Genomic DNA, 15,735 nt, shown 5'->3' with positions numbered 1-15,735 from the left:
GTCAATCCAGTGCGGAATAAAAAAAGCCGGCCTCAGCCGGCCTGTTTTCAGTGGGTCGTCAGGCCCCGGGCGGCGCGGGCCTGGGCCAGTAGCTCGGCGCGTTGTTGATCGCTGAGACTGTCGAGCTCGCGGCGCAGGCGAGCGATCTTTTCCAGGCGCAGGGGCTCTGCAAGTTCACCGAGGGCCTCGGCCAGACCGGCGGCACTGGGATGATCGAACACCAGCCCGGGGGCGACTTCGAGCTTGAACATCGTGCGCAGGCGCGCCACCAGCTTGATCACCAGCAGTGAGTGGCCACCGGCCTCAAAGAAGTCGTGGTCCACCCCCAAAGCGTCCGGCGGGCACTCCAGCAATTCGGCCATGGCATCGCGCAGGCAGGCTTGCAGTTCGCTGGTGGGGGCCCGTACCGGTTGCCGGGGTACCTGCTGGCCCGGATCGGGCAAGGCAGAGCGATCGACCTTGCCGTTGGCCAGACGGGGCAGGCTCGGCATGGCCAGCAAGCGCGCCGGGCACAGGGCTTCAGGCAGGCGCGCGGCCAGGGCCCGGGGCAACTGTTCCAGGGCACCCTCAGCGGCATCCTCGTTGAGCACCACATAGGCGATCAGGCTGGCCGCGCCATCGCCGGGCGACCACAGCCGGGCCACAGCCTGTTCGACCCCGGGCAAGGCCAGCAGCGCCGCCTCGATTTCACCCAGCTCGATGCGCTGGCCGCGCAACTTGACCTGCTGGTCCTGACGGCCAACCAGTTGCAGGCCGCCTTCGGCCCGATAGCGGCCCAGGTCGCCGGAGCGATACAGACGCTGCCCCGCCAGGAACGGATCCTCGATAAAGCACTCGGCACTGGCTTGCCCCAGGTAGCCACGGCATAGCTGGGCTCCGCCGATGTACAGCTCACCCAGGGCACCGGTGGGTACCAGTCGCAGGCGCTGGTCCAGCAGGTACACGCGATTGCCGTCAAGGACACGGCTCAGGGGCACCCGCTCATCGCGGTCCGGGACGTCGGCCCGCAGGGGGTGAAACATCACCCCGACCGTGGTTTCGGTGGGGCCGTAGTGGTTGAACAGGCGCAAGCCCGGCGCCCGCTTGAACAGTTGCTCCACCAGACGTTGCGGCGTGGCTTCGCCCCCCAGGATCAGGGTTTCGGGCAACGGCGGGGTATGTCCTTCGAGCAAGGCCGCCAGGTGCGAAGGCACGAATTTCGCCACGTCCGGTCGTTCCCGAAGCAAAAAGCGGCTGAATGCCGCGCCATCCACAAGATCCTCCGCGGCGGCGATGACCAGCCCGGCGCCGACCTGCCAGGCGCCGAACAGCAAGGTGTGGCCCAGGTCGACGCTTAGCGGACTGGTGAGTGCCAGGCGCATGCCGGCTTGCAGACCGAGGGCTGCGCTGGCCGAGCGGGCGTAGTTGCCCAGCGCGCCGTGCTCCACAAGCACGCCCTTGGGTGCCCCGGTCGAGCCGGACGTAAATAGCAGGTACGCCAGGTGCCGGTCAGTCAGTTGCGGTGCCTGGAACGGCAATTCGGCATCCCTGCCCGCCTGTTCCAGACTGGCGCTCGGCCAGGGGCCACGAGCACTGCTGGACGCCGGATCGCACAGCACCAGTGCCGGTTCGGCGCGGGTCAACAGATCGTGACGGCGCTCCGCCGGCCAGGCCGGTTCCAGCGGCAAGTAGTAAGCCCCGGCCACCAGCACCGCAAGGATATGCAGCACCCCTTGCAACGAGCGCTCGGTCTCGATGGCCACGCATTGCCCCACGCCGACACCCTGCCCTTGCAACCAGCCGGCCATGCGCGTGACGGTCTGCTGCAAGCCGGCATAATCCAGCTGCTGGCGGCCATCGCTGAGGGCCATGGCCTGCGGGGTTTGCCGGGCATGCCGGGCCAGACACTGCGCCAGCCCGTCATTGCTCTGCACCGGCTGCTGCGGGGCCAGGCCCGACAGCCGCTGGCGCTCCTGGGCGCCCACCGGCTCCAGGTCGTCGAGGGTCACGGCGCCATCACCCGGCAGCTGTTGCAGCAGGGTGCGGTACTGCTCCAGCAGCACCTCGATACTGGCGGCGCTGTAGGCCGCGCCATTGGCCTGGATATTCAGGAACAGGGTCTGGCCCCGGACCCGGGCACTCAACAACAATTCGAAGGCCCCCCGGTGCGGATAGGCAAGCACCTGGCGTGGATCGATGTGCGCCTGTTCAAAGACAAACCCCGCCAGCAGCGGCGCGGCGCTGGTGGGCGCCTCGATCGGGCAGTACTCCTGCCAGCCCAGATGATCCCCCAGGCGTTCTTCGGCCTGTTGCAACCATTCGCCGAGATGGCGCGCCGGGTCCAGCTCGACCCGCAACGGCAGGATTTTTTCGAACACCCCCAGGGTGTTCTCGAAGTGGTCGTAGTCGCTGCGGCAATCATGCAACCAGCCAGCGACAAAACCGCGCTGACCGCTCAGGCGCCCCAGCAGCACCCACCACAAGCCTTGCAGCACCAAGTCCAGAGGCTGGCCGAGGAAGTCGGCCAGGGCCAGGGCGCCATCCAGATCCGACAGCGGCACTTCCAGCTGCAGGGTCTGACGCAGCGCCCCTGAGGGCTGCGGGTTGCCGCGCAGGCCCAGATGCAGGGCGTCACCCCGGGCCGGATCAACCCCGGCGTGTTGCCAATAGGCACGGCCCTGGGCAGCGTCTGCATCGGCGGCCATGTCCTGGCGCCATTGCACATAGTGTTCGTAGCCCACTTCGTTGAAGGTCGGCGCCTCACCATTGGCCAGCGCCAATACCTCAGCCACCAGTTGCTCCAGGCTCGGTGGGTCCAGAGCCAGGGCAGCGGCAACGAATTCCAGCTCGACCCGGCCGTTGGCCAGGGTACGCTGGCTGACCGCCAGCACCTCGTCCGGGGCCAGGTTCAAGGCCGCTGCCTGGGTGTCCAGCCCGACCCAGCGTATTGCCCCACCCTGATTGGGCAAGGCCTGACGCCAACCACGCAACCCCGGTACTTGCAGCCAGCAGGCGGCGAGAATCGGCTGGCTCGCCGAATAGCCTTGCAGGGCCGCCTGGATGTCCGCCGGCACCTGTGCCGCAGTCAGCGCCAGGCGCAGTCGATGGCTGCCGGCGTCAGCCCGGGCCGGATCATGGCCGAGCAGGCAGGCACGCTGCTCGGGGCTCAGGGCCAGGGTCTGTGGTGCGGTCAAATCAAGACTCAAATCATTCATCACAGTGTCCTTAAACAGGCAGCCCGGCCGATTGGCCCGAGCGCTCTTCGTTGTCTTGGGCAGCGTCATCGAACACGCTACGGTCGGTCATTTCGCCCATGGCCACGACGATCCGCCGCGGGCCTTCGAACGGGTCCCGGGCGTGGGCCACCAGCATGTTGTCGAGCATCACCACATCCCCGCGCTGCCAGTCGAAGCGCACCGCGCAGGCTTCGTAGAGCTGGCCCAGTTGTTCCATGACCAGGTCATCGATGGGCGTGCCATCACCGAAATACACCTGCCGCGGCATGTACCCGGCACCGACTATGCCCAGCAGGTCGCGGCGCACGTCGGCTTGCAGGCAATAGTCGTGGTGCAGCTGGACCTGGTTGAAAAAGGACTTTTCCCCGGTGTAGGGGTGGCGGATCACTGCCGGGCAAGGGGTGCGGGTCTGCAGGCCGCCATTGGCCAGCCATTCGAACGCCACGCCCTGCTCGCGGCAGGTGGCCTCGACCACGGCACGCTGCTCGGTTTTGTAGAAGTCGCGCCAGTCCACATCGAAGCCCGGGGTGAAGGTGCGCACATACAACAATCCCTTGCGTTCGAAGGTCTCGGCCAGCGCGGCCGGCAAGGCGCGGTACATCGCCCGGCAGTCGACGATAGGTGTGGCACCGCCCACCGGCGCTGGCTGCTCGCAGAAGAACCACTGCTTGCGCGGCCAGCGTCGCAGGTGCGCGCTTTCGTTGTGGAACAGGATCATCTGCCGCTCGGGGTATGGCGTGGAGCGGTAGGTATTGCGCCCGCCCTCTTTCTTCGGCAAGTCGCCATAGGCGCCATACAGGCCCGGCTGGATGGCCTCGGCGAAGGCTTCGAAGTCTTGCGCGGTGCTCAGGCCGAAGCCACGGAACAGCAGGCCGGCATGCCGGCGCAGGCTGGTTTCAATGAACTCTCGGTTGAGGCTGGCCCACACGCAGGGGTCGAGATCGGCACTGACTGGCTCGATCACCAGCGGCAACTCGCAGCCGGCATTCAGCGGCGTGCAGCGCACGGCAGCCTCCGCAACCGGCGGCGTGCTCGGACGGGCAAAGGACTTCAGCTTGTCGCGCCTGGCCTCCAGCCGCGAGCGCCCGCTGACCGGCGCTGCAACCGCGGGCTGCAAGGCGCCGAGGGTCAGGCTGTCGAGGGAACGCTCGGGGTCGGCGAGGATTTGACCCAGCAGGTCGACCCAGGCCTCGACCCAGCAGCGCACCCGCGCCTCATCGAGGATCGCCGTGGCGAATACCCACTCGCCGCCCAGCCCCCGGGCGTTGGGCGTCAGGAACAGGGCCATGTCGAACTTCGAGGTCTGGGCGGGCGCGGCCAGCAGTTCGGCGCTCAGCCCCGGCACCGCGAACTGACCCCGGGGCATGCTGTGCAGCACGAACAGCGCCTGCACCAGCGGGTTGCGCTGGCGGGGCACGGCGCTGGCATCGACGATCTGTTCGAAGGGCAAGTCCGCCTGTTCGAACAGGTTCAATGAATCCTCGCTGACCCGGGCCAGCCATTGGTTGAACGATTGCTGCGGGCGCACCCGGGCGCGCAGCGGCACGATGTTGACGAAGAAGCCGATGAGCTGTTCCAGCTCGGTTCGCGGTCGACCGGCGATATCGGTGCCATAGATCAAATCGTCCTGGCCGGTGAGGCGATGCAGCAGCCAGTCGAAAGCCCCCCGCAGGACCATGAACAGGCTGGCGCCGTGGGCACGGCCCAGGGCTTCGAGACGCCCGACCTGTTCGGCGTCGAGCTGGAAGGCCACGCTGGCCCCGCCAGTGTGCGGGGCCGAGGGACGCGCACGGTCAGTGGGCAAGGCCAGTTGCTGCGGGGCGCCTTGCAGATAGCCGGCCCAGAAATCGCGTTCGCGCTGGCGCTCGGCACTGCCGACCCGGGCGTTCTGCCAGGCCGCATAGTCGCTGTACTGAATACTCAACGGCGCCAGCGCCGACTGGCTGCCGGCCAGTTGCGCCTGATACCCCGCGCCCAGTTCCTGGACCAGCACGCCGAACGACCAGCCATCGCCGATCAGGTGATGCATGCTCAACAGCAAGCGATATTCCTGAGCGCCCAGGCGCAGCAGGGTGGCGCGTAACAGCGGCGCGCGCTGCAGGTCGAACGGCTGCCCCGCCGCTTCGGCCTCGGCCACCGCCAGGGCGGTGGTTTGTTCGCCATCGCGCAGACCACTGAGGTCAAGCACCGGCAAGGCCAGTTCCACCTGACCCGCACAGTGCACCAGGGCCACGCCATCCGGGCCCGGCACAAAGGCACTGCGCAAACTCGCCTGGCGTTGCAGCACACCGGCCAATGCCGCTTGCAGGGCGTCCACCCGCAGCTCGCCACACAGACGCAACTGGGCAACCATGTTGTAGGCCGCCCCGGCCTGCTCCCCGCCCAGCTGCTGGGCCAGCCACAGGCTGCGTTGCACCGGCGACATGGCCTGCGGGCCGCTGACATGCAGCGCCTGCAAGGGTACGCCGGCGGTCAGACGTGGTGCAGCGTCAACCATGGCCGCCAGCCGGGCCAGGGGGCTGGCGGCAAACAGCGCGCTCAGGGGCAATTCGACGTTGAACTCGGTGCGCACCCGCGCCAGGACTTGCACGGCGGCGAGGGAATGCCCGCCTAGGGCGAGAAAGATGTCGTCGCGGCTGATCTCGGCGCCTTCCAGCACCTCGGACCAGATCGCCGCCAGACGCTGTTCGGTGTGGCCCAGGGGCGCGGCACCTGCCGGCGCGGCCCCACTGCGGCTCAATACGGGCCGGCGATAGACGTGATACGCGCCCAGTTCACCGGTCTCCAGACGCTGGCGGCAGGCCGAGCGTTGCAGCTTGCCGCTGGTGGTCTTGGGCAAGGCCGCCGGCTCGAGCAGGGCAATGACGCTGGCCGGTTCCTGCTGGGTTTCACTGACCACCCGGTCGATGGCTTCGATCAATACTTGAGGGTCGAATTTCTTTTGCACACTGCGCCCGATCTCGGCGGCGATGCCAATGCACTCGCGCCCGTCGACCTGCACCGGAAACGCTGCGACACGGCCCTTGCGCACCGCTTCGACGCCCTGCTCCACGGCTTTTTCGATGTCTTGCGGGTAACGGTTCTGGCCGCGAATGATGATCACATCCTTGGCCCGCGAGGTGATGAACAGACCGCCCTGGTGCAGGAACGCCAGGTCGCCGCTACGCAGCCAGCGGCCGTCGGGCAGGTCGAGGAAGGTACGGGCGGTGGCTTCGGGGTTGCGCCAGTAGCCACGGGCCACACTGGGCCCGCGCACCCAGATTTCACCCACGCTGTTTTCAGCCACCGGTTGCAGGGTCTGCGGGTCCATCAGGCGCACCTGATCATCGAACAGCAAACCGCCGCTGCTGACCATTTCGCTGCCGTGCGGGTCAGGGACCACCCGGCCCAACGCCAATTGCTCATGGTCCACATGCAGGGTGTAGTACGGGCCGCCACGGGTGTTGCTGGTGACCATCAAGGTCGCTTCAGCCAGGCCGTAGCATGGATGTACGGTGGTTGCCGCCAGCCCTGCCGGCGAGAAGCGCTCAACGAAGTCGGCCAGGGTGTCGGCCCGCACCGGTTCGGAACCGCAAAACGCAACCCGCCACTGGCTCAGGTCGAGCTCGGCAAGCAGGCTGTCGCGCACGCTCTCGGTACACAGGCGGAAGGCAAAGTCAGGGCCGCCGCTGAGGGTGCCGCCGTAGCGGTGGATCGCTTCCAGCCAGCGCGCCGGCCGGGCGAGGAAGTGCTGGGTGGTCAGCAACACCAGCGGCACCCCGGCATAGATAGGTTGCAGCATGCCGCCGATCAGGCCCATGTCGTGGTACAGCGGCAGCCAGCTGACAAAGACATCCCCCGGGCGGGTGCCAAAGCCCATTTGCAACAGGCGCTGATTGTCCAGCAGGTTGGCGTGGGTGACTTCGACGCCCTTGGGTTCGGAGGTGGAGCCGGAGGTGTATTGCAGCATGGCGATGGCATCGCCCGGCACGGCACGGGGTTGCCAGGCCCGGGGCGCTTGCGCTTCAAGATCCTGGACGCTGGCCAGGGCTGGCAAGGACGCCAGGGTCAGGCCGTCACGCAGCAACCGGGAAGCGTCGAGGGCAGCATGCTCGCAGAGAATCAACGAGGGCTCGGCATCCATGGCCATGCCTTGCAGGCGTTCGGTGTGGAACTGGCGATTGCGCTCCGGCGGATAGGCCGGTACCGCGATCAGCCCGGCATACAGGCATGCGAAAAAGGCCACTATGTAGTCCGGGCCGTTGGTCAGCAGCAGGAGCACCCGGTCGCCCTCCCCGGCGTGCTGCCCGAGGCAGGCGGCCAGGTGCCGGACCCGGGCATCCAGCTGGGCGTAGGTGTACAGCTCGGTGGTCTGGTTACCGTCACCGAGAAAGCGCAGGGCCAGTTGATCGCCTTGCTGCTCGGCGCGCTGCGCCAGCATCTCGATCAGGGATTGGGGTTGAGGCTGATGTGGGATGGCCATGGGGCGTCCTCCTGCAATCGCAAAAAGTCAGAAAAAAATCGGGGGGGTACTCAGCGCACGTCGGCGCCGTGGGGTTCGGCCATGGCCACCACCACTTTGCGTGGCCCCTGAAACGGTGCGCGACCGTGGGCGGTGAGCATGTTGTCGAGCATCAGCACGTCATTGTCCTGCCAGGAAAATTCGACCTGTTCCTGTTGCATCACGCCGCGAATGTCCTCCAGCAGGCTTTCTTCCAGCGGGCTGCCGTCGCCGTAATAGACGTTGCGCGGCAAGTCCTCTTCCTCCACCAGATCGAGCAGGGTTTCGCGCACCTCCTCGGGCAAGTTGGAAACGTGGAACAGGTGCGCCTGGTTGAACCACACCGCGTCGCCGGTGCGCGGATGGGTGGCCACCGCCTGGCAAACCTGGCGCGTGCGCAGGCCGCCGTCGTCTTTCCACTCCAGGCTGATGCCGTGGGCCTCGCAGTAGGCGTGCACGACAGCGCGGTCCTGGGTGTTGAATACCTGCTCCCAGGACACGTCCAGGCCGTTGCCGTAGTTGCGGGTGTACATCAGGCCTTTGCTGGCGAAGCGCTGGCGAATCTGTTCACCGACCCGGCGATAAATTGCCCGGCTGTCACCAATCGGCGTGGCACCGCCTACGGGAGATGCCTGCTGGCAGAAGAACCAGATTTTCATTGGCCAGTCCCGGGTGTAGGCCTGTTCGTTATGCAGCGGGATGTGCTGGTGCGGCGGATATTCGGTAGAGGTGTAGATGCCGGCGGTGACGTTGCTGCGCGGCGTGGAACCGAACTCGTAGGTCAGCAGGTCCGAACCGAAGCCGGTGGCGAAAGAGCGAAAGCGCTCGGCGGTCTGCACCTCGAAGCCGCGCAGCAATACGCCGCCGGCGACCAGCAGTTGCTGCTCGATCAGCGCCCGCAGCGCGGGCAGGCAGACCGCCAGTTCAAGACCGGGCTCGCGGGCTTCAATCAGCAGCGGCAAGGGGGTATCGGCATGGCGCAGGGGCCGGATATCGAAGCGTGAATCAAGCATGGAAGACTCCGCGAAAAAAGGACGGCGGTACGACCCGGATCAACCCAGGGCGCGCAATGAAGGGAGCGAGAGACGCGATGCCTGCTGGCGTAGATCCAGGCACAGCGCGAGCAGGCGCTGGAGGAAGTCGGCGCGCTGGCGATGCAGGAAAAAGTGCCCGCCGTCGCAGATCTGCAAATGGAACGGCCCGTTGCATTCGGCTTCCCAGGCCGCCAGGGCACTGACGGCGACACTGTCGTCACGCCCGCCGAACACATGCAGGGCGCAAGGCAAAGGCCCACGGCGCGGCGGCTGATAGCGGTCACCGAGGAGGAAATCCGCGCGCAGCACCGGCAGCACCATGGCCAGCAATTGCGGATCGTCGAGTACTGCCCGGGGTGTACCGTCGAGGCGAAGCAACTCGGCGATCAGTTCGGCATCGGTCATGGGTTGCGCATCGGGATTACCGTCGCGCTGCCCGGGGGCGGTACTGGCCACGGCGATCAGGGCTTCGGGCGGTTCGAGCCCCAGAGCGACCAGGGCATGGGCCACCTCCAGGGCCACCACGCCGCCGACGCTATGGCCGAGCATCAGGTAAGGGCCGTTGATCATCGGCGCCAGTTCGGCCGCCAGGCTGGCGGCGAGGACGGGCATATCCACCTGCAACGGTTCATCGCCACGGCCCCCGTGGCCGGGCAGTTCGACCGGCTGCACATCGAGCCATGCCGGCAATACAGCCCGCCACGGGGCGAAGGCCATGGCACTCGCGCCGGAACAGGCGAAGCAGAACAGGCGGATGCGATCGGGGGCGACGGACACTGCGGATCTCCTTAAAAGCAGTCGACAAGCCGGGCCGGCCTTGCCTGGAACACTGCTAATAAGAACGAAAGAAATACCTGGGGAATTAACTGTCTTTGATAAATATTGTTATTTGCAGGGCACCAGACCTGGCCTGGTCTGTAGTTGCTGGCGAGCTGTGCGAGGCGGCGATCGGGCAAAGCCCGCAACCCCTCAAACCGCGTGTATCTGACACACCGAGGGGCGCGACTGGCGACTACAGGATCGTTTTTTGATCTTGATCTTGATCTTCAAGCCCCTTCGGAAAGAGCGTGCATATCCATTCTATGTATCATGGCTTTTTACGGGTTTCGCCCTTACGGCGAGTCCCTTTTGGCAAACGCCCCAAAAGGAACCAAAAGGTCTGCGCCCTACCATACGGCCGAGCTCGCCTAGGCTCGCCCGGTTCCCTCACTCCGGCACTGTTGTGGGGGCACGCCGTGACGGGCCATCCATGGCCCGGCACGGCTGGCTCGGCTTCCTGCCTCGCCACCCCCACAACAGCACCTGCGTTCGGCCTTCTGTGATGGGCATCCGCGTCGTTTCGACTATCGAGTGGCGGCAGGGACATCGTTTTTAAAAGCAAAAAGCAAAAATCAAAACAGCGCCTACAAGGTCGTTTTTGATCTGCTTTTGATCTGCTTTTGATCTTGATCTTCAAGCCCCTTCGGGAGGCCGAGAGGAGGTTCTGCGTAGTGGTCCTCCCGGCATGGATGCCGGGAGAGCCGTGTTGGGCCATGGATGGCCCGTCACGGCGTGGCCACGGAGCAGGACCGGAGCGAGGGAACCTGAGCGCAGCGAAGGCCGTACGCTGGGGCAAGGCCTTTTTGGTTCCTTTTGTGGCTGTTTGACAAAAGGGACTCGCCGTAAGGGCGAAACCCGTAAAAAGCCGTGATACATAGAATGGATATGTACGCTCAGTTTTAACTGCAGTACCGCGTACATATCCGTTACAGGCGTTTAACTGAAATATCGGTTTCGCTCTTACAGCGAGTCCCTTTTGGCAAACGCCCCAAAAGGAACCAAAAAGTCTGCGCCCTACCATACGGCCGAGCTCGCCTAGGCTCGCCCGGTGCCCTCACTCCGGCACTGTTGTGGGGGCACGCCGTGACGGGCCATCCATGGCCCGGCACGGCTGGCTCGGCGTCCTGCCTCGCCACCCCCACAACAGCACCTGCGCTCGGCCTTCTGTGATGGGCATCCGCGTCGTTTCGACTATCGAGTGGCGGCAGGGACATCGTTTTTAAAAGCAAAAAGCAAAAATCAAAACAGCGACTACCGGACTCTTCGGGAACATTGTGCAGTCGTTGACGAGCCCTACGAAGCTGCGATCGGGCAACGCCCGTAACCCCCTCACCCGCGGTGTACCTGACACACCTCAGGACTCGACTGGCGACTACTGGAGCTGACAATCTGCCCACGCTCAAGCTTGATCAACTGATCGGCCAGATGGAAATAACGGTCATCGTGGGAGATGACCAGCAACGTCTTACCCTGGGCCCGCAACTCAGGCAGCAGTTCGCAATAGAACACTTCACGGAACGCCGGGTCCTGGTCTGCCGCCCATTCGTCAAAGATGATCACCGGCCGCCCTTCGAGACAGGCAACGATCAACGCCAGGCGCTTGCGCTGGCCCTGGGACAGTTCACGGGTGGAAAACGAACCATTGCTGACGCTGACTTTGTGCTCCAGGTGCAGCTTGGCCAGCCAATCAGATGCCTGGCTATCGAGGCTGGAATCCGGCGCTTCGAGCAGGGTGTCGAACAGGTGGAAGTCCGAGAATACCGCCGAAAACAGCTGGCGATAATCGTCCCGCCCGTCCGCCGCCACAGGTCGGCCATCGACCCGCACTTCGCCACTTTCCGGCACGTACAGGCCGGCAATCAGCTTGGCCAGGGTGGTCTTGCCGCTGCCGTTGCCTCCTACCAGGAAGGTAATCTCGCCAGGCTTGAGGGTCAGCGTGACCGGGCCAAGGGTAAAAACTTCATCCTCGCGCTCACTGAAATAACCATGGGTCAGACCATCCAGCTCCAGGGTCACGCCCTTGGCCTGCACCGCAGGCGCCGGCGTTTGCGAGCGGGCTTCGGCTTCCAGTTGCGCAAGGGTCGCTTCAATCCGTGCGCTGGCGACCCGTGCCTGACTCATCTGCGGCAGGTTCAGCAGCACGCCTTCCAGAGGGCCCATCATGTATAGGAAAACCATCACGTAGCCGGTGATCACCGCCGTGTCGGAAGGCACCCACAGGCGCAGGAACAGCACCACACCAATCAGCACCAGAAACAGCAAACGCCCCCAGCCACCGGTAATGGCGAACAGCATCAGGCCCTTGGCCCGGTTGCGGCGCACTTGCTCGACAGCGCTGACCAGCACTTCATCGAGAAAACGCCGGGCCTTGGAGCGGTTGAGTTTGAGTTCCTTGGCCCCCGAGACCATGGCGTCGAAATGACCGAAGAGTTCGTCCTGGCTGGCACCGGCCTTGCGGAAGTACTGCAGCATGTGGGAATGGCACAGGTGGTAGCCCAGGGAGCCAAGGCCGATGGCCAACACCGAAACCAGAAATATCACCCACGACAGGTATGCCAGGTAGCCCAGGCAACCGAGCACCACCACGGCACTGGTCACCAGCATCGGGAAGCCGGTAAAGAAGTTCGACAAGGTGGTGGTGTCGTCGGCCAGGGCCGCCTGGATACGTCCGCGTCCGGCCTTTTCCAGCCCGCGCAGGGGCGCCGCAACCACGTGCCGTGAAATGTGCATGCGCAGGGTGGCCAGGCCTTGTTGACTGAGGTAGGCGAACAACGCCCTGGACAGCACCTGGCTGCCCATCACCAGGGCTATCACCAGCACGAAGGGCAGCGCATAGCTGGCCAGGCCGTCCAGTGGAGCATTCAGGGCCTGGTTGATCAGCGCCACCAGCAACACGTTGGCCAGACCGCAGACCAGGCTCGCGCCAATGGCCACGGCCAGCCGTGTGTGCGAGGTGCGAACCAGCATACCGAACAATGACATGGTGTCTCCTTGGGGGTCGGCTGGCGCAGGCCGTCACGCCGCCGCCATCGATAAATTGGGTTCCCGGAATAGACGAAGCCTGTGGCGGATTCTTTAGGACGCGGCATTATTGCAGGTATTGGGAATTAGGTGCTGTTGCTATAGACTCTCATTCTCGCCTGAGGGCGACCTGTCTGCTTCGGAGTCTGTTGCAATGCCCATTACCCGCCGTCGGGCCCTGACCGGCCTCGCATTGTTGCCGGTCGCGCTGTGCGGCTTGCCTGTGGTCCGCGCTGGCGATCCGACACTGCCGAAAGTCGATATTGTCAGTTTCGAGCCTGCCCTTACCGAAAGCCTGCTCGGCCTCGGCGTGGCGCCCCGGGCGGTGGTCAACGCCGGGTATTATCGCGAGTTCGTCGCCAGCCCGGAATTGCCCGACGATGTGCTGGATCTGGGCCCGAGCATCGAGCCCAATCTGGAGTACCTGCAACGCCTGGCGCCGGAGCTGATCATCGGCACCTCCTGGCAGCTGGAAGGCACCTTGCTCTCGCGTATCGCGCCGTTGCGCAGCTTCGATATCTATAGCGCGAACGCCCAGCCCTATCGCAATGCCGGCCAGGTAGTGCTGGAGCTCGGCGCTCTGGTGAACCGGCGCGCCGAGGCCCAGGCATTGCTGGAACAGACCGACCGCCTGCTCGAGCAGTTGCGCGTCAGGCTGGCACCGGTCAGCCAGCGCCCGGTGTACATCGCGCGCCTCAACCCGGACGGTCGCCACCTGTTGCTGTTCGGTGCCAAGGGCATGTATCAGGCCGTACTCGAGCGCCTGGGTCTGCGCAATGCCTATCAGGGCCGCACCAATGCCTGGGGCGGCAGCCCCGCGGTGGGCATCGAGACACTGCTTGAGCAACCCGACGCATCGCTGCTGTATTACACCAACCCCCGCGAAGCTCTGGCCGCCCAGCGCCGGCTGGACAACAGTCCGATCTGGCGCGCTTTGCCGATGATCCGCGAAGGCCGCGCCCTGGGGCTGCCACGGTTCTACCCCAGTGGCGGGTTGCTGACCGCGCAGCGCCTGGCCCTGTCCATCACCGAACAACTGCTCGCCATGGAATCCAACCGTGCCTGAACCCACTTCACCCCTGCGCCGGCAACCGGTCTGGCTGGCCCTCGGTCTGCTATTGATCGCCCTGGCCCTGAGCGTCCACCAGGGCAATTCGCTGTTGGCCCATGTTTCATGGAGCACTGCCATCGGCCCGGCGTCACCCGAGGATCTGCCCGCCCTGCTGGTGCGCTACAGCTTTTTGCCACGGCTGGTGATCAGCCTGCTGGTGGGCGCGGCCCTGGCCCTGGCCGGGGTGATATTCCAGCAAGTGCTGCGCAACCCCATTGCCGAACCGACCACCCTGGGCGTGGCTTCCGGTGCCTACCTGGCCCTTTCCGCCTGCGCAATCTATGCCCCGGGCCTGCTGGACGGCGGCCAGGAAGGCGTGGCCCTGGCCGGCGCCGCCCTGGGCATGCTCGCGGTGCTGGGCCTGGCCTGGAGCCGGCGCCTGTCGCCAGTGGCGCTGATTCTCTCGGGGCTGATCATCAACCTGTATTGCGGGACCCTGAGCACCTTGCTGGTGCTGGCCAACCATGAAGTCTTGAGCAATCTGTTCATCTGGCAATCGGGCTCGCTGAACCAGAACAGCTGGCAGGATGTGTATCATCTGGCGCCACGCCTTGGGGTGGCTGCACTGCTCGCCGCACTGCTGGCCCGGCCGCTGCAACTGCTGGGCCTCAACGATGCAGCGGCCGGCAGCCTGGGCCTGTCGCCCAACCGCCTGCGCCTGATGGCCCTGGCCGTGGCCGTGGCCTTGAGTGCCAGCGCCATCGCCAGTGTCGGGGTGATAGGTTTTGTCGGCCTGGCCGCTCCCGCCCTGGCCCGCCTGGCCGGCGCCCGCACCCTGCGCCAGCGTTTGCTCTGGGCACCCTTGTTCGGGGCCTTGCTGCTGCTATTGGCCGACCAGGTGGTTCAGGCGTTGGCGCCGCTGCTGGGGGGCGAGATCCCCACCGGCATCCTCACTGCGTTCCTTGGTGCGCCGCTGCTGCTGGTGCTGCTGAGCCGCCTGCATGAAACCCGCCTCAACCCGCCAGCCGCCCGCGCAACCGCTCAGGTCGCCCGGCTCAAACGCACCAGCTGGATATTGCTCGCAGTGCTGGCCATTGCCCTGTTCCTTGCGCTGACCTGGGGCCGCGGGCCGGATGGCTGGTATTTCAGCAGCGGCGCCGAGTTCGACGCCCTGCTGCCATGGCGCGCGCCCCGGGTTGCCGCGGCCTTTGGCGCCGGCATCCTGCTGGCCCTGGCCGGGACCTTGATGCAACGCATGACCGGTAACCCCATGGCCAGTCCGGAGATGCTCGGCGTGAGTTCCGGCGCCGCACTGGGCGGCATTTTTGCCCTGCTGCTGGTGCCCGGCTTCAGCCCTTTGCTGTTGTTGCTGGCGGCCACCTTTGGCGCCCTGCTCGCCTTGCTGGCCATCGTCGCCCTGAGCTGGCGCAGCGCCTTCGCCCCCGACCGCATGCTGCTCACCGGCGTGGCCCTGAGCACATTGCTCAACGCCTTTGCCGCGCTGTTCATGGTCAGCGGCGATTCCCGGGTGCTGCTGATGCTCAGCTGGATGACCGGCTCAACCTATCGCATAGACGCCAGCCAGGCAGTGATCATCTGCGCCCTGGCCGCGCTGTTCCTGCTGGTCACACCGTTGTGCAACCGCTGGCTGGCGATCATGCCGCTGGGCGCCGAACGCACCCGGGCGCTGGGGATTTCCCTGGGCGGCAGCCGTCTGCTGTTACTGCTGCTGACTGCGGTGATGACCGCGGCGGCCACCCTGGTGGTCGGGCCGCTGAGTTTCGTCGGCCTGATCGCGCCGCACATGGCGCGCCTGCTGGGCGCACAACGGCCGGTCGCACAATTGCTGCTTTCGGCCCTGCTGGGCGGCACGCTGCTGGTGCTGGCCGACTGGCTGGGGCGCAACCTGGTGTTCCCGTGGCAGATCCCCGCCGGGATGTTCGCCACCTTCATCGGCGGCCCGTATTTCATGTGGTTGCTGGCGCGCAAGCGCTGATCCGGAGCAGGACAGAATCCGTCAAGAAATAAAATCTAAATAGTTCTGATTCCCATTCGTTACAGTTTTACCTAAGCTTCGCCTGCACCAACTGCGCCGGCCACTGCCGGGCAGTTGTT

Annotated in this window: 7 protein-coding genes; 2 read left to right on the top strand and 5 right to left on the bottom strand. The window is 65.5% G+C overall.

Annotated elements, in window-relative coordinates; translation table 11 throughout:
- Window positions 1–47 precede the first annotated feature (47 nt).
- From EQV90_RS15565 to EQV90_RS15545, 5 genes are all read right to left on the bottom strand, one after another.
- On the bottom strand, window positions 48–3,194 hold the full coding sequence (locus EQV90_RS15565) for an amino acid adenylation domain-containing protein (protein WP_240878371.1): 3,147 nt from the start codon (window positions 3,192–3,194) through the stop codon (window positions 48–50).
- A 10-nt stretch (window positions 3,195–3,204) separates the two neighbouring features.
- Complete coding sequence (locus tag EQV90_RS15560; RefSeq protein ID WP_240878370.1) at window positions 3,205–7,677, bottom strand: condensation domain-containing protein; 4,473 nt, start codon at window positions 7,675–7,677, stop codon at window positions 3,205–3,207.
- Between the two features lie 50 nt (window positions 7,678–7,727).
- Window positions 7,728–8,708: a TauD/TfdA family dioxygenase gene (locus tag EQV90_RS15555; protein WP_003444936.1), complete on the bottom strand. Its 981-nt coding sequence runs from the start codon at window positions 8,706–8,708 to the stop codon at window positions 7,728–7,730.
- 39 nt (window positions 8,709–8,747) lie between these two features.
- Window positions 8,748–9,506: an alpha/beta fold hydrolase gene (locus tag EQV90_RS15550; protein WP_240878369.1), complete on the bottom strand. Its 759-nt coding sequence runs from the start codon at window positions 9,504–9,506 to the stop codon at window positions 8,748–8,750.
- Window positions 9,507–10,877: 1,371 nt separating this feature from the next.
- Entirely contained in the window at window positions 10,878–12,530 is a 1,653-nt protein-coding gene (locus EQV90_RS15545) for a cyclic peptide export ABC transporter (protein ID WP_003444944.1), read from the bottom strand.
- Window positions 12,531–12,723: 193 nt separating this feature from the next.
- Between EQV90_RS15545 and EQV90_RS15540 the strand changes: the two genes are divergently transcribed.
- Window positions 12,724–13,635: an ABC transporter substrate-binding protein gene (locus EQV90_RS15540; RefSeq protein ID WP_003444946.1), complete on the top strand. Its 912-nt coding sequence runs from the start codon at window positions 12,724–12,726 to the stop codon at window positions 13,633–13,635.
- Window positions 13,628–15,616, top strand: a complete 1,989-nt coding sequence (gene fhuB, locus EQV90_RS15535; RefSeq protein ID WP_010657198.1) for a Fe(3+)-hydroxamate ABC transporter permease FhuB — start codon at window positions 13,628–13,630, stop codon at window positions 15,614–15,616. The genes EQV90_RS15540 and fhuB overlap by 8 nt, the downstream gene beginning before the upstream one ends.
- Window positions 15,617–15,735: the final 119 nt, after the last annotated feature.

The sequence above is a fragment of the Pseudomonas sp. TMW22089 genome (assembly GCF_022496645.1).
Lineage (GTDB): Bacteria > Pseudomonadota > Gammaproteobacteria > Pseudomonadales > Pseudomonadaceae > Aquipseudomonas > Aquipseudomonas paraversuta.
Note: the sequence above shows the minus strand (reverse complement) of the source record. Positions and strands in the feature narration are given on the sequence as shown.

Bases quoted from the DNA above. Each gene is read 5' to 3' on its own strand.
- EQV90_RS15565 (WP_240878371.1), bottom strand. From the start codon at position 3,194: ATGAATGATTTGAGTCTTGATTTGACCGCACCACAGACCCTGGCCCTG.
- EQV90_RS15560 (WP_240878370.1), bottom strand. From the start codon at position 7,677: ATGGCCATCCCACATCAGCCTCAACCCCAATCCCTGATCGAGATGCTG.
- EQV90_RS15555 (WP_003444936.1), bottom strand. From the start codon at position 8,708: ATGCTTGATTCACGCTTCGATATCCGGCCCCTGCGCCATGCCGATACC.
- EQV90_RS15545 (WP_003444944.1), bottom strand. From the start codon at position 12,530: ATGTCATTGTTCGGTATGCTGGTTCGCACCTCGCACACACGGCTGGCC.
- EQV90_RS15540 (WP_003444946.1), top strand. From the start codon at position 12,724: ATGCCCATTACCCGCCGTCGGGCCCTGACCGGCCTCGCATTGTTGCCG.